This window comes from Psychrobium sp. 1_MG-2023, assembly GCF_030689115.1.
In the GTDB taxonomy this organism is placed as follows: Bacteria; Pseudomonadota; Gammaproteobacteria; order Enterobacterales; family Psychrobiaceae; genus Psychrobium.
The window spans coordinates 126,266-145,794 of sequence record NZ_JAUYVJ010000003.1 but is presented as its reverse complement, the minus strand read 5'-3'; the positions used below and the strand labels follow the sequence as shown (position 1 = coordinate 145,794).

14 protein-coding genes are annotated in these 19,529 nt (G+C 41.9%); 7 read left to right on the top strand and 7 right to left on the bottom strand.

Annotated elements, in window-relative coordinates; all coding sequences use genetic code 11:
- Window positions 1-30: 30 nt before the first annotated feature.
- The 4 genes from fldB to xseB all read right to left on the bottom strand — a co-directional run bounded on the left by fldB (window position 31) and on the right by xseB (window position 3,722).
- On the bottom strand, window positions 31-549 hold the full coding sequence (gene fldB / locus Q8W26_RS02705) for a flavodoxin FldB (RefSeq protein WP_101214506.1): 519 nt from the start codon (window positions 547-549) through the stop codon (window positions 31-33).
- 148 nt (window positions 550-697) lie between these two features.
- Window positions 698-2,581, bottom strand: coding sequence for a 1-deoxy-D-xylulose-5-phosphate synthase (gene dxs / locus Q8W26_RS02700; protein ID WP_101214507.1), 1,884 nt, complete (start codon window positions 2,579-2,581; stop codon window positions 698-700).
- Window positions 2,582-2,595: 14 nt separating this feature from the next.
- Window positions 2,596-3,477 carry a (2E,6E)-farnesyl diphosphate synthase gene (gene ispA, locus Q8W26_RS02695; RefSeq protein WP_101214508.1) on the bottom strand — a complete coding sequence of 294 codons (882 nt, stop codon included), beginning with the start codon at window positions 3,475-3,477 and terminating at the stop codon, window positions 2,596-2,598.
- Window positions 3,477-3,722 (bottom strand): exodeoxyribonuclease VII small subunit, encoded by a 246-nt coding sequence (gene xseB / locus Q8W26_RS02690; RefSeq protein WP_101214509.1) that lies wholly within the window; start codon window positions 3,720-3,722, stop codon window positions 3,477-3,479. The genes ispA and xseB overlap by 1 nt, the downstream gene beginning before the upstream one ends.
- Before the next feature lie 287 nt (window positions 3,723-4,009).
- On the opposite strand from xseB, the gene pomA reads away from it, so the two are divergent.
- The 4 genes from pomA (at window position 4,010) to Q8W26_RS02670 (ending at window position 8,651) form a co-directional block, all read left to right on the top strand.
- A complete protein-coding gene (gene pomA / locus Q8W26_RS02685; RefSeq protein WP_101214510.1) occupies window positions 4,010-4,768 on the top strand; it encodes a flagellar motor protein PomA in 759 nt (252 codons plus the stop codon).
- Window positions 4,769-4,770: 2 nt separating this feature from the next.
- Complete coding sequence (locus tag Q8W26_RS02680) at window positions 4,771-5,691, top strand: flagellar motor protein MotB (protein WP_101214511.1); 921 nt, start codon at window positions 4,771-4,773, stop codon at window positions 5,689-5,691.
- A gap of 158 nt (window positions 5,692-5,849) precedes the next feature.
- Window positions 5,850-7,304 carry a tRNA uracil 4-sulfurtransferase ThiI gene (thiI, locus tag Q8W26_RS02675; protein WP_101214512.1) on the top strand — a complete coding sequence of 485 codons (1,455 nt, stop codon included), beginning with the start codon at window positions 5,850-5,852 and terminating at the stop codon, window positions 7,302-7,304.
- Between the two features lie 99 nt (window positions 7,305-7,403).
- Window positions 7,404-8,651: a DEAD/DEAH box helicase gene (locus tag Q8W26_RS02670; RefSeq protein ID WP_101214513.1), complete on the top strand. Its 1,248-nt coding sequence runs from the start codon at window positions 7,404-7,406 to the stop codon at window positions 8,649-8,651.
- 3 nt (window positions 8,652-8,654) lie between these two features.
- On the opposite strand, the gene Q8W26_RS02665 is transcribed toward Q8W26_RS02670, so the two are convergent.
- The 3 genes from Q8W26_RS02665 to Q8W26_RS02655 form a co-directional block, all read right to left on the bottom strand.
- Window positions 8,655-9,518 (bottom strand): AraC family transcriptional regulator, encoded by an 864-nt coding sequence (locus tag Q8W26_RS02665; protein WP_101214514.1) that lies wholly within the window; start codon window positions 9,516-9,518, stop codon window positions 8,655-8,657.
- Window positions 9,519-9,580: 62 nt separating this feature from the next.
- Window positions 9,581-11,056: a tryptophan halogenase family protein gene (locus tag Q8W26_RS02660; RefSeq protein WP_305472179.1), complete on the bottom strand. Its 1,476-nt coding sequence runs from the start codon at window positions 11,054-11,056 to the stop codon at window positions 9,581-9,583.
- A 123-nt stretch (window positions 11,057-11,179) separates the two neighbouring features.
- Window positions 11,180-14,176 (bottom strand): TonB-dependent receptor, encoded by a 2,997-nt coding sequence (locus Q8W26_RS02655; RefSeq protein ID WP_101214515.1) that lies wholly within the window; start codon window positions 14,174-14,176, stop codon window positions 11,180-11,182.
- Window positions 14,177-14,761: 585 nt separating this feature from the next.
- Between Q8W26_RS02655 and Q8W26_RS02650 the strand changes: the two genes are divergently transcribed.
- Genes Q8W26_RS02650 through Q8W26_RS02640 form a run of 3 tightly spaced genes read left to right on the top strand, consistent with a single transcriptional unit; the run spans window position 14,762 to window position 19,468 of the window.
- Window positions 14,762-16,006, top strand: coding sequence for an MFS transporter (locus Q8W26_RS02650; RefSeq protein WP_101214516.1), 1,245 nt, complete (start codon window positions 14,762-14,764; stop codon window positions 16,004-16,006).
- Between the two features lie 11 nt (window positions 16,007-16,017).
- Complete coding sequence (locus tag Q8W26_RS02645; protein ID WP_101214517.1) at window positions 16,018-16,875, top strand: ROK family protein; 858 nt, start codon at window positions 16,018-16,020, stop codon at window positions 16,873-16,875.
- Window positions 16,876-16,885: 10 nt separating this feature from the next.
- Complete coding sequence (locus tag Q8W26_RS02640) at window positions 16,886-19,468, top strand: family 20 glycosylhydrolase (RefSeq protein WP_101214518.1); 2,583 nt, start codon at window positions 16,886-16,888, stop codon at window positions 19,466-19,468.
- Window positions 19,469-19,529 lie beyond the last annotated feature (61 nt).

Sequence of the window (19,529 nt, the reverse complement as noted above, 5' to 3'; positions counted from 1 at the left end):
TGGTTTATCGAATTAAGCGTTGCGATTTGCTTAATCGAGTTGAGCAACTTCTTCAAGTACTTGGGCTAACCACTCGTTGATTCGTTCTTCACTGAGATCAAATTGGCACTCATCGTCAAGCGCTAATCCAACAAAGTGGCTACGATCTTGTGTCAGCGCTTTCGACTCGTTAAATTCATAGCCAGTGTTTGGCCAATAACCAACGATTTGCGGTCCTAATGGCAAGATCTTATCATGTAAAAGACCCATCGCATCAACAAACCAGTCTGTATAACCTTCTTGGTCACCTTGGCCGTAAAGTGCGACCACTTTATCGTTAAGGTTAAACTGGTCAATATCATCCCATAATGCTTCCCAGTCTTCTTGCAACTCGCCATAGTCCCAAGTGGAAATGCCAAGAATTACGATATCGTATTGAGTAATCGGTGCTAGGCCAGAGTCTTTAATGTTATAAATATCGACAAGCTCTTCACCTAAAAATGCTTGCATTTTTTCTGCGGTCATTTCGCTATAGCAAGTGGTGGAACCATAAAATAAACCGATTTTCATTATTAACTATCCAAGTGGGGCTAAAAGGTCAGTTTAGCAAAGTTTAGGTATTGCTAGGAAAGACAATTTTAGTGATTGCTTAAAAATGTAGAGTTGGAACAAATAAAGCAAGCTACACCAGGGAAGCTTGCTTGATAAGGTAGGGGGATTAACCTAGTTTAAGGTAAGCTTCAATTTGCTCTATCACCCCTGTAGCGTCAAGCTTTAACATGGCTTGTTGCTGTGCTTGAGTACCTTGGCAGACAAAGTGATCAGGCAAACCGAGATTTAGTACTGGTGTAGCTAAACGTTGATTCATGATGTATTGACTAATTGTACTTCCTGCACCGCCAATTATTGCATTTTCTTCGAGTGTCACAATAACGTCATGGCTTTTGGCTATATCTAGAACGAGTTCTTGATCAAATGGCTTAATGAAGCGCATGTCAACAACGGTCGCATCAAAAACTTCAGCCGCCTCTAGTGCGTGGGGGAGTAAAGTACCATAGTTCAAAATAGCGACTTTGTTATTACCTAGCGCAACACTTGATTGACGTTTTACTACGGCCTTACCTAGTGCTAATTGCTCCATCTTTTTATCGGTTTCAACCCCGGTTGCACCGCCGCGTGGATAGCGAACAGCAGCAGGACCTTGATAATGATAACCAGTGTAAAGCATTTGACGACATTCGTTTTCATCACTAGGTGCCATAATAACCATATTTGGAATACAGTTAAGATAACTTAGGTCAAAAGCACCTTGGTGGGTTTCACCGTCAGCGCCGACTAAACCGCCTCGGTCGATAGCAAAGAGTACATCAAGGTTTGGAATGGCAACATCGTGAATAAGCTGATCATAGCCACGTTGTAAAAATGTTGAATAGATGGCTACGACCGGTTTTAATTTATCACATGCCATGCCAGCGCCTAACGTCACTGCGTGCTGCTCAGCTATCGCAGCATCGAAATACTGATCAGGAAATTTCTGAGAAAACTCAACCATGCCAGAGCCTTCACGCATTGCAGGAGTAATTCCCATTAGGCGCTTGTCCGTTAGCGCCATATCGCATAGCCATTGGCCGAAGACTTTTGAAAAGGTTACTGCACCGCCACCACTTGGGAGAGATGTAGTTTCAGGGTCAAATTTAGGCACGCCGTGATAACCAATCGGATCTTGTTCGGCTGGTTTATAGCCTTTCCCTTTTTTTGTCATGACATGAAGGATTTGTGGTCCCTTCAGGCCACGCATGTTTTTGAGCGTTTCTACTAATCCATTAACGTCATGGCCATCTAGTGGGCCGATGTAGTTAAAACCGAACTCTTCAAATAACGTACCGGGAACAACCATCCCTTTGAGGTGTTCTTCAGAACGTCTTGCTAGCTCTTTAATACTTGGTACACCTGAAAGCAGTTTTTTTCCGCCTTCACGAATCGATGTATATAGTTCACCAGTTAGAATTTTTGCTAAGTGGTTATTTAATGCACCAACGTTTTCTGAAATTGACATCTCATTATCGTTTAGCACTATTAGCATGTCTTTATCAAGAGAGCCTGCGTGGTTTAATGCCTCAAACGCCATACCACCAGTAATTGCACCATCACCAATAATGGCCACCGTCTTTCGGCCTTGCCCTTCTTTTTCAGCAGCAATCGCCATGCCCAACGCAGCACTGATCGAGGTGCCAGAATGACCTACTGTAAAGGTATCATATTCACTTTCATTACGGTTTGGAAAAGGGTGCAGACCGTCTTTTTGACGGATAGTATGCATTTGTTCCCGACGACCAGTTAAAATTTTATGTGGGTAAGCTTGATGGCCTACATCCCAGATAACTCGGTCAACTGGGGTGTTATAAACATAATGTAAGGCAACAGTGAGTTCAACGGTTCCTAAGCCTGAAGCTAGGTGGCCACTTGAGCGACTAACTGATTTTAATAAATAGCTACGGAGCTGGTTGCTTAGTTCAGTCAAGTTACTTTGTGGAACGAGTCGAAGTTCCTCAGGCGTATTGGCTAAGGCTAAAAGGGGAAATTGTGAAATATCTACGCTCATATCGCTCTTATTATTTATAGTTGACGTGCAATTATGTATTGCGAAAATTCTTTTAGAAGCTGGTAATCATATGGCAATTGCTCTAATGCTTCTATTGCTTGAGCGATTAATCGCTGTGCTTTACTTTTGGCCTCTTCAAGCCCTAACAATGCTGGATAAGTACTTTTATTCGCTGCTAAATCCGAACCTTGAGGTTTACCCAAGGTAGCAGTATCGCCAATAATATCCAAAATGTCATCGTGAACTTGAAAAGCTAAGCCAATATTTTGTGAGAATGTGGCTAACAACTCGCGTGTTTCTTTTGGTGCGTTAGCTGCAATTGCGCCCAATTCTACCGCGGCACAAATTAATGCTCCAGTTTTATGACGATGTATTTGTTCAAGTTGTAATAGCGAAATGCCATTATCGTTGTCTGTTGCGGCAATATCTAATGCTTGCCCACCACACATTCCTTGATAACCACTAGCTTTAGCTAGAACCTTTACCATATCAACTTGCTGTTGAGGTTGGTAATTAGACGTTGTAAGTAATTCAAATGCCAAGGTTTGTAAGGCATCTCCGGCAAGTATAGCCGTTGCTTCATCAAATTGAATATGGCAAGTTGGTCGTCCTCGGCGCAATGAGTCATCATCCATCGCGGGTAAATCATCATGAATTAGAGAGTAGGCATGAATTGCTTCGATACTACCAGCTATAGGATCTAGCTCGTCTATATTGGCACCGAGCATTTGCCCAACGCTATAGACTAAGAAAGGGCGAACGCGTTTACCGCCTAATAAGAGGCCATGCTCCATAGCTGCAAGTAATCGTTCATCGACTAATGGCTGCTCGGTTAATTGTTTGGCTAAATAATGATTAACTCGCTCTTTGTGAGCGTGTAACTGCGATGTATCCACTAATCTTCCATTGATTGATTAAATGAGCTTAACGTACCATCTGGTGTGTTGTTGAGTAAAATATCTACTTTCTGTTGTGCGCTTTGAAGTTTACTTTGACCGCTTCTTGCTAAGCCAATCCCACGCTCAAACTGGGTCAATGCTTTATCTAATTCAAGGTCACCTTGCTCTAGTTGCACCACGATATTTTCAAGTTCATCAAGGGTTGCTTCAAAACTTAAATTTTCAATTTTTTTAGGAGGCATTGATGTTCTCACTTACGTTATTTCGCGCAACCTTAGCCCAGTTCATCGGTTGGGTCAATAAAATCAGTGGTTAGGCTCTGCGCTTGAGAAAAAAATATCCCTAAAATAGCTAAATAATTGTTAGACTTATCCGATAAGATTAGAATAGACATTTTTAGATTTAACATTGTTGCTTTGTAATAAAGGGCAATGTGTAAACTTTTTACTAAGCCAGCGTTAAAATTATAGATTTAACCGTCGGTAATATATCCTCAATATTTAAAGTGAGCGGCTACAGGAGATAAGCAGTGGATTTAGCAACCTTAATAGGCATGATAGGTGCTTTTGGTATGATTGTTATGGCCATGGTGCAAGGTGGTGACATCTCGATGTTTGTTGATGTTCCCTCTATACTCATCGTATTTTGTGGCTCACCTTTTGTTGTAATGATGATGTATAGCATGAGCCAATTTATTGGTGCAGGGAAAATCTTTGGTAAAGCATTTATGCTTAAGCTTGATGACCCTCAGGATTTAATCGCTAAATCGGTGGAATTAGCGGATGCTGCTCGTAAAGGTGGTTTTTTGGCGTTAGAAGAGGCTGAAATCCCAAGCCCATTTATGCAAAAAGGCATCGACATGCTGGTTGATGGCCATGAAGCGGATGTAGTTAAAGCCACTTTGGGTAAAGATATTGATTTGACTCTAGACCGCCATAAAGCAGGGGCTGGCTTTTTTAAAGCGCTTGGTGATGTTGGCCCTGCGATGGGCATGATCGGTACCTTAATCGGTTTAGTTGCAATGCTACAAAACATGGATGACCCGAAAGCTATCGGTCCTGCGATGGCCGTTGCTCTTTTAACGACGATGTATGGTGCGATGCTTGCCAACTTAATCGCACTACCAATCTGTGCCAAGCTTGAACTTCGTGGTGTCGAAGAAGCGATGAACCAAACGTTAATTTTAGATTCTATCTTAGCGATTCAGGACGGCCAAAATCCACGAGTGATTGAAGGTATGCTACAAAATTACCTCGCTGAGGGTAAACGACCGGCACCAGAGGAATAGCGATGAGCGATGATTGCCCAAAATGCCCCGACTGTCCTCCTGAGGGACTCCCCGCATGGATGGGGACCTTTGCCGACTTAATGTCGTTGTTAATGTGCTTCTTTGTATTGTTATTAGCAATGTCAGAAATGGACGTGTTGAAATTTAAACAAATCGCGGGCTCGATGAAGTACGCTTTTGGTGTACAAAACAAAATTGAAGTTAAAGATATCCCTAAGGGTACGAGTGTGATTGCCCAAGAGTTTCGTCCAGGTCGCCCCGACCCTACGCCGATTGAAATTATTAATCAGCAGACTGCCGAAATAACCCAGCGTGAATTGGACTTTCAAGAGGGTGAGGATCAGAACTCGGGAGGAAAAGAGTTACAACGTGGCGATCAGCGCGGTGCAGCTGCCGCTGCTGATAGTCAGTCAGAAGCTCAAAAACAAGCGGCGCAAGAACAAACAAATGAAGAGCTGAAAAAGATTGCAACTAAAATGCAAAAACAAATTCAAGATGGCGCAATTGAAATTGAGTCTCTTGGTCAGCAAATTATCATTAGGATCCGCGAGCAAGGGTCGTTCCCTTCTGGCTCGGCTAACCTTCAGCCTCGTTTTGTACCCGTTATCACTTCTGTGGGGCAATTACTGGCAGATATTCCCGGTGAAATAACAGTCTCTGGGCATACTGATAGCGACCAGATCCATTCAGAGCTTTATAGCTCGAATTGGGAACTATCTAGTTTGCGTGCAGTGGCTGTAGCTCATGAGTTGGTTAAAGTGAGAAATTTTAATCCAACCCGTCTACGTGTCGTTGGCTTAGCTGATACGGCACCGCTGAGTGAGAAAAAAGATATTACTGCTCAGCGTCGTAATCGACGAGTTGAGATAGCGATCATGCAAGGTAAAGCCAAGGAATCAGATAAGATAGGCTTAACTCAATAGTCGTGTAGTGCTCCACCGAACCTTCCGTTCGGTGTGAGCTTTATTTTAATCCTTGAATTAAAATACTTGTTACTCATCTCAATTGTTATGGCTAGTACTTCTGCTTATTGGTCGTTTTATGTATAATGCGCGCCAATTAAGATTCGAGTAGCTATATCATGAAATTCATTGTTAAGTTTTATCCAGAAATTACCATTAAAAGTAAGTCGGTTCGCCGTCGTTACTGTAAGTTATTGCAATCAAATGTACGTAATGTGTTACGTCGTTTTGATGAAACCTCAACGGTACATTTAGACTGGGATAAAATTAACGTTGCTACTCAAAATGAGTCGGCAGAAAACCGCTCTCGCATTATCGATGCGCTTCAGTGTATTCCCGGTATTGCCCATATCCTTGAAGTCAGTAAGCATGAATTCACTGACGTCGATTCTATTTATCAAACTGTTGCCCCAATCGTTGCTCCTTCAATTGAGGGAAAGACCTTCTGTGTTCGGGTCAAACGAGCTGGTAATCATGATTTTAGCTCTAATGAGGTAGAGCGTTATGTGGGTGGTGGTTTAAATCAAAACTATCCATCAGGTGGAGTAAAGCTTAAAAAACCAGATCATACCGTTCATCTAGAAATTCGTAATAATGACTTATTTGTTATTGCACACCGTTTTGAAGGTATTGGTGGTTTCCCATTACCGGCACAAGAAGACGTGCTATCACTCATGTCTGGTGGATTTGACTCTGGTGTGTCTAGTTACATGATGATCAAAAAGGGCGCGCGTACACATTACTGTTTCTTTAACTTGGGTGGCGCTGCTCACGAGATTGGTGTTAAACAAGTATCATATTATTTATGGGATCGCTTCAGTGCTTCGCATAAAGTGAAGTTTATCACTGTTCCTTTTGAAGGGGTCGTTGGTGAGATTCTCGAAAAAGTTGAAAACGGACAAATGGGCGTTATTCTTAAGCGTATGATGATGCGTGCAGCAGAGCATGTCGCTAAGAAAATGAAGATTGAAGCTTTAGTGACCGGTGAGTCATTAGGTCAAGTTTCAAGCCAGACCCTAACTAATTTATCAATTATCGATAAGACCGTTGATACGTTAATCTTGCGCCCGTTAGCAGCTTACGATAAGCAAGATATAATCAATATCTCGGCTAAAATTGGCACCAAACAGTTTGCTGAAGTAATGCCAGAATACTGTGGTGTGATCTCTAACAAGCCAACTGTAAAAGCAGTGATGTCTAAAATAGAAGCTGAAGAAGATAAATTTGATTATGCTGTGTTAGACAAAGCGCTTGAAGACTCAGTGGTGATGGATATTCGTGACATTGCTAATGAGACGCAAGAAACGGTTGCTGAAGTCGAAACCGTATCTGACTTTGCAGACTCTGATATTGTTTTGGATATTCGTTCGCCTGATGAAGAGGATGAAAACCCATTGGAAATTGATGGCGTAGAAGTTAAACATCTCCCGTTTTACAAATTAGCCACCCAGTTTGGTGATTTAGACCAGAGTAAACAATACTTATTTTATTGTGACCGAGGTGTGATGAGTAAACTGCAAGCCTTGTTCTTAATTGAACAAGGCTATAGTAACATTAAGGTTTACCGTAAGTAATTACCAACCTACCCTAATAAGCTTAGCCTTGATAGCAGACTCGCTATCAAGGCTAAGCTTTTTTATTTCTATTTTTTAGTTATTTAAAGTGAGCTTTTTATGAGTTTCTCAACCCTTGGTTTGACCCCATCAATAATTGCCACCGTGACCAAGCTTGGCTACCAGAGTCCAACACCGATCCAAGAGCAGGCGATTCCAATGATCTTGGCAAAGCGTGACGTTATGGCTGGTGCACAAACGGGTACGGGTAAGACTGGTGCCTTTGCAATGCCAATTATTGAATTGTTGCAGCAACAGCCGAGGGTAGAAGGAAGTGTAAGTGCGTTAGTGCTTACTCCTACAAGAGAGCTAGCACAGCAAGTTCAGCAAAGCTTTATTGACTATTCTCATGGGACAGATTTGAGTTGCGAAATAGCTTATGGTGGAGTTAGCTTAAATCCACAAATTAGCGCTTTAAAGCAAGGCGCTGATGTGTTGGTCGCGACGCCAGGACGTCTACTTGATTTATTATTTAAAGGCGCGGTAAACCTTGATAAGTTAGCCTTTCTAGTTTTTGACGAAGCGGATCGAATGCTTGATATGGGCTTTATGGTTGATATTAAACGCATCTTAAAACGCGTGCCTGATGAACGTCAAACCTTACTCTTTTCGGCTACCTTCGATGAAAATTTGTTTGAACTAAGTAAGCGCCTACTTAATAACCCTGAGTTGATAGAAGTCGCGCAGCGTAATACGACAGCCGCAGAGATTGAACAGATTATCTATAATGTTGATGAGCACCGTAAACGTGAGTTAACCTCGTTTATGATTGGTTCTAAGAATTGGCAACAGGTGTTAATTTTTGTACGTACCCGTCAGGGGGCTGATGCACTAGCAAAAGAAATGTGTAAAGACGGCATTAAAGCCCAGTCGATTCATGGCGATAAATCACAAGGGGCACGTGATAAAGCGTTAGCAGAGTTTAAATCGGGCAAAACTCGTGCTTTAGTGGCCACTGATGTTGCTGCGCGTGGTTTGGATATTGAGCAGTTGAATTATGTGATTAACTACGAGCTGCCATACATTGCCGAAGATTACATCCATCGTATTGGACGTACGGGTCGTGCTGGTAATGCGGGCTTAGCAGTATCCTTAATGAGCATTGATGAAAACTGGTTGCTAGAAGAGATCGAAACCATCCTCGATACGCGCTTACCACAAGCATGGTTCCCTGGTTATGAGCCTGATTTAACCCGAGTCTCTTCTGATAAAAAAAATAGCCGTGCGTCGCAAAAACGACGTGATCAACAACGCGCCAGCGGCAAAGGGAACAGTAATCGTAATCGACACCGTAGTCGACGTAAGTAAATATCAGTTGCTGCTATGAAATTTTTGCCTAAATTGACGTGGTGTACAGCTTTTTAGTAGTAAAAAACGCCGATTAAAGTTAGAGGTGTTATTAAAACCACAGGTATCACTGATCACTGCAATCGGTGTGGCAGAATTAATCAGTAATTTACAGGCTTTACCAATACGTAGTTGATTAATAAATTCGGTGAGTGTGCGTTCGGTACGCTTTTTGAAGAAACGATGAAAATGGTTAGTGCTCATGTGCGCTAACTGAGCCATTTCATCAGCAGTAATCTTATCGGTGTAGTGATGGTGGATATAGTCTATAACCCTGTCAATTTTAATCATTGATGCATCGATTTTGCTAGTGAAGTTATAGGTCGATTTAGATAACGGTTGAGAGTGCTTATCGTTAACCATCAATTGCAATAACTGTAGTAGATTAATATGACGCGAGACAGGGTCACACTTTTCGATATTAAGAAATAACTGATGCGCCTCTTTAGCACAATCTAAACTGTATTTAATGCCAAGTGCAGCTTGGTATAGCAGGGGGGATAACCCGCGTAATTCTGGGTTCTCAGTTAGCATACTCTCTAACCAGTCGGCAGGAATTTGCGCCACATGAATGACTTGTATTGATGCATCAGGATTTTTTTCAGAGTGCCACGTATGAGGTAAGTCAGGCCCGACTAAGACCAAGTCATAATCAAAGTACTTTTCGATATGATCTCCAACATAACGTACTCCTTGACTGTTCAAGGTTAAACAAATCTCAAATTCTGGGTGATAATGCCAGTTATGTTCTAAGTGGTCGACTTCATATTTGCAGTAGCGCCACGATGAGTTATTCGAAGGGATAACCTTTTCATACATTGCTTTCATTTGTTAATTACTTTTCGCCAATTGTTGTTTAATGTCATCTTGTACTACTTAACCTATGAGCATTACGGTTGGTGAGTAGGAAAGTTAAGGGCGCACCGTTTGAAGAAGTCTTGAATCGTTGCTAATTCGATATTAGGCCTAGCGTCACGTAGTGACTGTTGGTTAGGGAAGATACCCATCCCAGCGAGTAAGCAGTACCATGACATATTCGGGTAATATTGTTCGATATTCTGACGTTTGAGCTCTTTGCTTAAATCGCCGCCTTGCTGCCAACACTGCAGAATGTGTTGGAGTGAGGGTGATATTTTATCTAGACCAAGTTGGTTATCTCGCCAGTATTGCGTATCGTTACGGGTATTAGTTTTATAGTGAGCGACAATGTAATCTTTAACCCCATCAAAGAGATCATTGATACGTTGATTGAACGCTTGTTGTTGACTGTCTTGCCATTCTGACTTTTCCCAATATTGAGCAAAGATAGCCGCTGTTTGTTGGATCAGTAATAATGCAGTCGCTTCTAACGGTTCGATAAAACCTTGTGATAAGCCCACTGCTAAACAGTTTTTATGCCAGTGTTTAGTAAGACGACCAACCTTCATCGATAGATGTCGTGCCTCAATATCGCAATCTAGAATACCTAAGTGTGCGCGTAATTCGGTTTCTGCCTGATCGCTGTCACAATAGCTTGAGCTATAAACGTAGCCATTGCCTTGACGATTGGTCAACGGAATTTTCCATGCCCAACCATTGTTCAGAGCCGTGGAAACCGTTTGCGAGCTTATCGGTTGTTCTAGTGACGTAGGAATTGCTATGGCCTTGTCGTTGAACAGTAACTCTTGGTATGAGTGAAAATCAACGCCAAGCGCTTTTGTCATCAACAGGCTAATAAAGCCACTACAATCAACAAAAAGATCGCCGTCAATGGCTTGGCCATCGCTGGTATGTAGTGTTTTAATGTTGCCATTAGTTGGGTTGAGGCTAACATGCTCGATGGTCGCTTTAGTATGAATAATACCACGTTGTTGTGCTTTTTTAGCCAAAAACTGACCCAATAGGGTGGCATCAAAATGGTAACCGTAGGTTTGCTCAAAGGGAAAGCTGTGTTGAGCAATTGGGCTTAGACTTTGTTGACTTAGCTGTGTTGCTAAAAAGAATTCGTCTGGATGGGCAAAGACATTTTCACCCTGCAAACGGCGTTGGCAATGTTGTGTAAACGTTGATAGGTAACGGTTGTCTAACTCGTTAGGAAATGGATGATGATAGCTGTTAAAATCAGGAATAGTTGACCAATTTTTGAAAGTAATTCCACATTTGTATGTAGCACTACATTGGCTCATCCACTCATGTTCATCGATGCCGAGCTTGTCAAAAAATACCTTAAGCGCTGGTGTTGAGCCTTCGCCGACCCCCACAGTGCTTATCTCACTAGATTCGATTAGTTCAATCTTAAACCCTTTGTCTTGCCAAAGGTGATTAAAAATTAATGCGCTCATCCAGCCAGCGGTACCACCGCCTACAATAGTAATTTTTTTTGACATAATAGTATTTTCTTTTGTTTTTATTGTTAAGGTCACTGTTGAGTTAACGCAATAGTCTTAACGATAAAAACAGACCAAGCAACCTTGGTCTGTTTATCTTTATTTACTGGTTTTTAATGTCATTTATAACCGACCACGAATACCAATCGTCATACGACGCTCATAGACATTTTGTGAGATTTGGTTATCACTCCATTGTGCGTAGTTTACTTCATACTCTTCAGTTAAATTACTGCCTGAAAGATAAACACTAACATTTTCGTTAATGTCATAGCTAGCTGAAATATCTACATAAGTTGTAGGTTCCGTCCAAATGGCTAATCCATTTGGCTCTAAGCCACCAACACCAGATAAAGAGGCTAGGCGTTTACTACGGTAGTTGGTTGCTAAGCGTAGTTGTAGGCCGTCTTTTTCATACCATAGAACCGCATTCGCTGAGTGCTTAGAGTTATCTTGTAGCGGTAATTGCTCACCATTAAAATCAACTCGACCACTTTCACTATCTGAGTAAGTGTAGTTAAAGCCTGCGCCTAAACCACTCCACATGTCTGGCAAGAAATCGAATGCTTGTTGATAAGCAAACTCTGCGCCGCTGATGGTGCCGCCAGGCGCGTTATCAAGACCGGTGACTGCCACTTCTCGGCGAACTACACCATCTGCATCCGGTAATTCCGCTGTCCAGCTGCTGCTTTCAATGAATGACTCAAGTTGTACGTTAAATAAACCAATGCTCACTAATGCACTTGGTGAGTAGTACCATTCAAGGGATAAGTCAGTGTTAGTTGCACGCCAAGGTTGCAAATCTGGATTACCTTGCATTTGTGCATTGGTTGCAATTAATAGATCTGGTGAAATGCCTTCTCGCGCCGCTAGCTCATCACCAGCACGTGAGCGGCTGATACTTAAACCGCCAGCTACATCGGCAAGGTCTAAGCGGGTCATGGTTTTACCCCATGCCGCACGGAAAATTAAATCTTCAGTTAAATTAGTGCTTAGGTTAAATGATGGTAAGAAATCGGAATATTCTTTCTTCGTAACAACATCCCCTAAGTCTTCTGCAACTTTACCTGGGCAGGCTTGACATACCGGGTCACCAACGAGGTTTTGCACGATATCTAATTCAGTTTTGATGTATTGGAAACCAACATTTGCAGAGTAGTTATCATTACCTAAATCGGCTTGAACGAATAGATTTTGGGTTGTCTCACTTACTTTAAATGACGTTCCTGGTGTTGCTGCGCGTTTGTTACCAGGGTAGAAGGTATTTTGGAATGCGAATGGGTCATCTAGTTTGCGCGGATCGATAAAATAGAAAGTTCCAGGACTCACAGGACCAAAATCACTTGTCTGCTGTACCCAACCCTTAGGAAGCTCGCTGTATCTAATCAAGTTACCAGCCCCCACAGTTAAATCGCCAGCCGTTGAGCTTGGGGCACCACCACTACCGTCAGTATCATATAGCGCTAGACCTTGGTCTTTCCACATGATGTCAATTGACTCTGAACCATCTGGTGAAGCGATAGGAGCCAGCAATACATACTCTTGGCGAGTTACTTCGCGGTCACCAAAACGCACACCGAAGTTAACAGCTTTTAAATGTTCAGTATCAAATTCATATTTACCATCTAAACGGACGATATCTAATGCTGCTTCTTCATCAAAGTTATTTTCTGAATAGGTAGAAGATAACGCGTAACGGTTAATGTTTGAACCAAAGACTTCACCATCAATAGATGGTACAGATAACGTTGGGTGAGAGCCGGTGTAATCTAAACCTACTGGAATTGTGCCTGGGCCGTATCCGTCAGGGTTTACTGGGCGCGCCCCGTCACCATCGTTTCGTTGTAGGCCGTGTGCTAAGCCATTGGTCATATAACCTTGAGCTACATTTTCAGTATGTGAACGATCGGCACTACCGTTAATATAACGGAATGAACCAGATAATGGACCATCTCCTTGATAGTTTAACTCAAGATTAATGTTCGTAGATTCACGCTTGTTGGTATGACTTTCTGAGTGAGCAACAACTCGAGGCGCGTTCAATGTGATGTCTTGTGCGGTGTAGAAGTTCTTGCCACCCGGCGTTAAACCTCGATTGATTGGGTCATGTTGATCTTGCCACGCCCAGTGACCACCCCAAGCATTGTCTGCCATTAAACCTTGTTGGCGATCGGCGTCATCCATGTCAGTATAGAAAACATCACCAACAAATTCTAATGAGTCAGTTAATTGTGCTTGGAGTGTTAAGTTAGCACCTAAACGTTCACGTTCAGTGAAGCGGTTGACGTTACCGTAACTTACATAAGTGAATTCTGCGTCATCGTCATCCCCATCATTATTTAATGGTTGTGACGGACAATACCAACATGTTCCACCTTCAAAAGGGGCCATTCCCCAATCGTGATTAGTTGAGCCTAAACGGTAATTAGCCAAGTTAGACTTATCTTTTGAAACGGTGACAATGACACCGATATCACCACCATTATAGCCAGCAAATGCCATGGTTTTATTATCAGTTTCATCTGAATAAGAGCCTTGTGTAAACTCAGTTGAACCTAATAAAGTGGTGCCTTCATCAAGGTCAAGAGGGCGACGGGTCTTTAGGTTTATTGTGCCTGAGATACCACCGGCAAGCGTTGAAGCATTTGATGATTTGATGACATCCATTCCACCTACAAGCGCGGATGGTATATCAGTAAAATCAGGTTGGACGGTTGTTAATGAACCTGCACTTAAGAATTGCTCGCCGTTTAACAACGTGGTTACTTGTGGCATACCACGAACATTAATTGTTGAGCCTTCGCCCGCTGAGCGACGAATTTGAATACCAGGAACACGTTGTAATGAATCAGCAATAGTGACATCAGGAAGCTTACCAATATCTTCTGCAGAGATCGAATCAACAACCGAATCGGCAAAACGTTTAGTGTTTAAGTTTTTAGTCGTTGAAGCTCGAATGCCTCTAACATCAATGACTTCAACATCTTTTAAATTCTTTTCTTTATCATTAGTTGCCGCAAAAGACGCGGGAGCGATAATGGCGGTACTAATGCTTAGTGCAATGATCGATTTTTTTAAGTGGCCGTTGGTTTGGCTACTGACTGACGCTTGCTTATTCATATAATCCTTCCTGAAAGGTTAAAAAATAAAATGTTATTATTGTGTTAATTACTTTGACAGCCTGCTCATTTTGAAGAGAATTTCAATAAAAAGATGTACTGAAATATTCATTTTATATACTTTTCTCTCGCCATAGGGGTTGGGGTTGTTATTTGGTATTTTAGTACCTGTACTTTTATTACGTGTATCTATATCAATCTATTTATTTTCTGTTTTTTAGATCGCTCTTCTGTTTTTTTTGTTGTTTTATTTTAGTGGCTTAGCGTCTTTGAACTGCACTGTAAGATAAGGCCTGTGTTTTTTACCTAATCGTTAAATTTGTAGTTAAAAATAAACAAAGTATTAAAAGTATTACTAAATGGTAGTTTAGTATTTCTTTGTTGCGTTAATTGTCTGCACACTAAATAAGCGTTTAGGGGAGATGAATATCGTCGATTAATTTCATTCGTTTGTTATCGGTGAGATATTGACATTGGCATTCCTTTCACACGGCTGTACTTGACATGGTACTGACGCTTATTTATCTCCCCACTCCTTTGTATAGCTAACGAACTAATCAATTATAAAATCAATAGGTTGAAATTAATGAATCACCGAATTATTGTCGCAATAGTCTTGCTGACTTTCTTTGTTATCTCCTTTATTACTAATACTCTGGGACCAATTTTCCCGGCATTAATCGAAAGCTTTGATATTGGTTTGTTAGTTGCTGGCTTTTTTCCGTTTGCATTCTTTGTGGCTTATGGGGTGATGTCGATCCCTGCTGGTATTCTCGTACACCAGCAAGGGGAAAAAGTGACCATGCTACTTGCTTTCTCATTGGCTGCTGTTGGTGCGCTTTTGTTTGCTGTTGTACCAAGCTTTATGACTGCAATGGTGTCATTGTTTTTAATTGGCTGTTCCATGTCACTATTACAGGTCGCGATTAATCCATTATTACGACGTAGCGGTGGCGGCCAACACTTTGCAGTTTACTCAGTTGCTGCCCAATTGCTGTTCGGGCTTGGCGGCGCATTATCACCGTGGGTTTATAGTACGTTTGAACAACAGATTGCCAATCAATCCGGTATTGGCAGAGCGTTTATTCAAATGGTACCTGATAATATGAGTTGGCTATCTATGTATTGGCTATTTGCGATGATCAGTGTCGTTATGCTTGCGCTCATAATGCTAGTTCGCATCGAACGAGGACAACAGCAATCCACGGAAGCTTTCTCGACTCATCTTGTATTAATGAAGTCACCAGTAGTAATTAAATTCTTCTTAGCAATTGCCGCTTATGTTTTTGTTGAGCAGGGGGTCGCAAACTCAATGATCGTATTCCTTGAAAAGTACCACGGCGTTGAGCCTGTACAGCAGGGCAGTGCAATCGTTAGTCAGTTTTGGCTTAACCTAACACTGGGTTGTATTCTGGGGTTAATCTTACTTAAATTTGTTGATGCTAAGTTAGTACTGTTAGGTTTTAGTAGTGGTGCAATTATCTGCTTATTGCTGGCGCTGTTCTCTAGCAGCCAAGTGGCTTTGGTCGCGTTTCCAGCCGTCGGGTTTTTCTTATCCGTGATGTGGTCAGTGTTATTCTCTTTAGCGCTAAACTCTGTAAGAGAGCATCATGGCTCATTCTCTGGCATCTTATGTACTGGCATTGTTGGTGGTGCATTAGCGTCGCCAGCGGTTGGTTTATTTAGCGAGCTCTTCTCTAGTATGCAATTAGGCATGTTCATTCTGTTTATTCCACTTGTCTATATTTTTAGTGTCGGTCTTTGGGCAAAACCTCTGATTAAAAATGATTTAATCCGTTTTAACCGTAAACAATCAACGCAAAACGTATAAGGCATCTGATTATGAATACTGCACCAAAAAACATTTTGTGTATTGATTTAGGTGGTACTAAATTACAGCTGGGTAAGGTTAATCGCAAGCAAGTCAGTGATGTTGTTGAATACCCTGTTCCCGCACATCTAGATAAAGAGGATTTTTCTCGTTTTTTAATCGCGGCCATTGCTGCTCAGATGGATAGTTCTATTGGTGGTATATCCATTGGTATTCCCGGCTTAGTTAATGTTAGAACGGGTTATGTGATTGAGGTTATCAATATTTCTAAGTGGTGCAATGTCCCACTGCAAACAATATTAGAGCAAGAATTCTCGTTACCCGTTGTTGTTCATAATGACGCTAACTGTTTTAGCATGGGGGAATACGTTTTTGCTAATGAACAGCAGGTTGATAACTTTGTAGGTGTTTGCCTTGGGACAGGGCTTGGCGCTGGCTTGATTATGAATGGTTCGTTATATACAGGTAAAAATTCAGCTTCAGGGGAGTTTGGATCGTTTCTATATAAAGATGGCATAACAGAGCAGTATTGCTCGGGACAATTTTTTAAGCAGTTTCATCAAACAACGGGAAAAGAAGCTTACCAAGCTGCAATGAATGGTTGTAAGGATGCATTAGCGTTGTTTGAGGAAATGGGCGAGCATCTGGCGATGGCATTACATCAAATCATTCTTGCGGTAGACCCTGAACATGTCGTGATAGGAGGTTCGGTAGGTAAGAGTTTCGATTTATTCTCAAGCACGATGATGAGAAAGCTTCAACAAGAGGTCAACCCTCGTTTGTTTAGTAGTATCACTATTAGTCAGAGTCAATTAGAATACCCAGCCTTAAAGGGGGCTTTTGCTCTTTTTAATCAAAATAATAACTAAGAGGTCAATAATGGCAGCCATCAAAAAGCTACTATGTAGCTTTGCATTAATTAATTTAGCGGCGTGTTCCGCTCCTCAGGGAAATGATACCCAACAGTCTTTGGATAAGTTCGCTCAATCTTTACAGGTTAAGTACAATTTAGATCATGCATTTAGTAAAGAATGTGGAGACTCAGATAAAAAATCATGCTTACGTTCGACGATAAATCTTTCGCTCCCGTATGACTACAGTGAGCAGCGTTGGGAAATATTTTTCAGTAGCTTAAGCCCTGTTATTGCTGTAGATAGTGATCAGTTTATGGTTAAACATATCAATGGCGATCTTCATCAAATTGTCCCGACATTAAACTTTCAGGGGTTTAAAGCGGGCAGTGATTATTCTGTTACTATCTTTAATTCAGGCTCTCAAATCACTCGCAGTGAATTTATGCCTAACTATATTGTAAAGATTGCTGACTCACAGCCGCGAGTAATCGAGAGTACTAAAACGATTATCGACGATGAGACCGGTTTAGAGCTACAACCATATCTTGCGCCGTTCACTAGTATTGAGAAACAATTCAAACTCAATGACAAGGATCTAACCTCGTGGGCGAGTTCACAAAGCCTTTATCAAACGCAGCCGGCGGCAACAGAGGTTGATGTTTCAGCTTCTTTATTACCCCAACCAGCGCAAGTGCAAACGTTAAGCCATGAGAGTCTATCACTCGCAAAGGGGCTGAAGTTCGAACTTAACAATATTGCTCGTGAAGAGTTAGCTACAGCGATCGAGCGTCTTGAGTTACTTGGTGTGCAAGAAAGTGTCACTGGTCATACTGTTGCTGTAAATGTTGATTCTAACTTTAAAGCCGAGGAACAAGGCTATCAGTTGGTGATTAATCAACATGGAATCACAGTGAAGGCTGCTGATAATGCTGGAGCTTATTATGGTTTAATGTCTTTAGCGGGTTTAATCACTCTTGGTGATGATAACTTAGCCAGTGTTAAAATTGATGATCAACCGCGTTATGCCTTCCGTGGGGTTCATGTGGATGTTGCACGTAATTTCCATTCGAAACAGTTCTTAATTGACCTAATAAAGCAAATGGGAGCGTATAAGCTAAACAAGTTACACCTTCACTTAGCGGACGATGAGGGTTGGCGTTTAGCAATCCCAGGACTTGAGCAACTAACAGATTTAGGCGCTTACCGCTGCTTGGATTTGTCTGAGACGAAATGTCTTTTACCACAGCTCGGTAGTGGGCTTGAAAGTGACAGCGCTGTCAACGGTTATCTAAGCCGTGAAGATTATATTGACCTATTACATGTAGCCAAAGCACATCATATTCAGGTAATCCCTTCATTAGATATGCCTGGTCATAGCCGTGCGGCAATTAAGTCGATGGATTTGCGTTACCGTCAATTGATGGCACAGGGTAAACCAAAACAAGCAAAAGAATTCTGGTTAACTGAGCCTGAGGATACTACGGTTTATTCGTCGATTCAGTATTATAACGATAATACCTTGAATGTATGTATGGACTCGACGTATCGCTTTGTGGATAAGGTTGTAACCGAGATTCAAAAGATGCATCGCGATGCTGGTCAAGAGTTAGTTCTTTATCATATTGGTGCTGATGAAACGGCTGGTGCATGGACTGACTCTCCGTCGTGTCAAGCGCTGGAAGCAACGGGAGCGATTGATATGTCACGTAAACATGCCTACAACGGCTACTTCATCGAACGTGTATCAGCGATGTTAGCAGAAAAAGACATTGTTGTTGCTGGTTGGAGTGATGGCATGGGGCATACAGACGCAACAAAAATGCCTCAAGAAGTACAATCAAATTCGTGGTCTACGTTGTATTTTGATGGGCACGTGGAAACACATCGCCAAGCTAATCAAGATTGGGATATCGTGATGTCATCACCGGATGTCACCTATTTCGATTTCCCATACGAAGCACACCCTCAAGAGCGTGGTAATCATTGGGCATCTCGTGAAATAAGCACACGTAAAGTATTTGAGTTTATGCCTGATAACCTACCTGCGCATGCAGAAATTTGGCACAACTTAGATAATCGCCCTTATAAGGCAGATGATACTCAGAGCCAATTAAAACAAGGTATTAATTTTGCGGGTATCCAAGGACACTTATGGAGTGAGATGATCCGCAGTGATAATCAAGCGGAGTATATGCTATTTCCTCGTTTATTAGCCCTTGCTGAGCGTGCATGGCATCGTGCGGCATGGGAGGTTGATTATCAGCGTCAAGGGGCTGTTTATTCAAAGGACAGTAATTTCTTCACCGAGCAAGCAAAAATACAACGTGAAAAAGACTGGCAACGCTTTGCTAATGTGCTGGCGAAGAAAGAACTAGCTAAACTTGAAGCCGCTGATATTTTTTATCGTATTCCGACGGTTGCTGCGAGTATTGTCGATGGAAAGCTAACTGCTCGTACGTTATTGCCTGGGCTGGCCATTGAGTATAAAACACAGCAAGGGAAATGGACTTTGTATGAGTCACCGGTCACTATCACTGGTGAAGTTGCGGTACGTTCAATGGCTACGGACGGTCAACGTAAAGGTCGAACCTTGACTGTTATGCCGTAATAATTAGTCTTCATCCTGACTTGATAAAGCCGCTCCTTATCGTAATAATGGGTGGCTTTTT

Bases quoted from the DNA above. Each gene is read 5' to 3' on its own strand.
- fldB (WP_101214506.1), bottom strand. From the start codon at position 549: ATGAAAATCGGTTTATTTTATGGTTCCACCACTTGCTATAGCGAAATG.
- dxs (WP_101214507.1), bottom strand. From the start codon at position 2,581: ATGAGCGTAGATATTTCACAATTTCCCCTTTTAGCCTTAGCCAATACG.
- xseB (WP_101214509.1), bottom strand. From the start codon at position 3,722: ATGCCTCCTAAAAAAATTGAAAATTTAAGTTTTGAAGCAACCCTTGAT.
- Q8W26_RS02680 (WP_101214511.1), top strand. From the start codon at position 4,771: ATGAGCGATGATTGCCCAAAATGCCCCGACTGTCCTCCTGAGGGACTC.
- thiI (WP_101214512.1), top strand. From the start codon at position 5,850: ATGAAATTCATTGTTAAGTTTTATCCAGAAATTACCATTAAAAGTAAG.
- Q8W26_RS02670 (WP_101214513.1), top strand. From the start codon at position 7,404: ATGAGTTTCTCAACCCTTGGTTTGACCCCATCAATAATTGCCACCGTG.
- Q8W26_RS02665 (WP_101214514.1), bottom strand. From the start codon at position 9,518: ATGAAAGCAATGTATGAAAAGGTTATCCCTTCGAATAACTCATCGTGG.
- Q8W26_RS02660 (WP_305472179.1), bottom strand. From the start codon at position 11,056: ATGTCAAAAAAAATTACTATTGTAGGCGGTGGTACCGCTGGCTGGATG.
- Q8W26_RS02655 (WP_101214515.1), bottom strand. From the start codon at position 14,176: ATGAATAAGCAAGCGTCAGTCAGTAGCCAAACCAACGGCCACTTAAAA.
- Q8W26_RS02650 (WP_101214516.1), top strand. From the start codon at position 14,762: ATGAATCACCGAATTATTGTCGCAATAGTCTTGCTGACTTTCTTTGTT.
- Q8W26_RS02645 (WP_101214517.1), top strand. From the start codon at position 16,018: ATGAATACTGCACCAAAAAACATTTTGTGTATTGATTTAGGTGGTACT.
- Q8W26_RS02640 (WP_101214518.1), top strand. From the start codon at position 16,886: ATGGCAGCCATCAAAAAGCTACTATGTAGCTTTGCATTAATTAATTTA.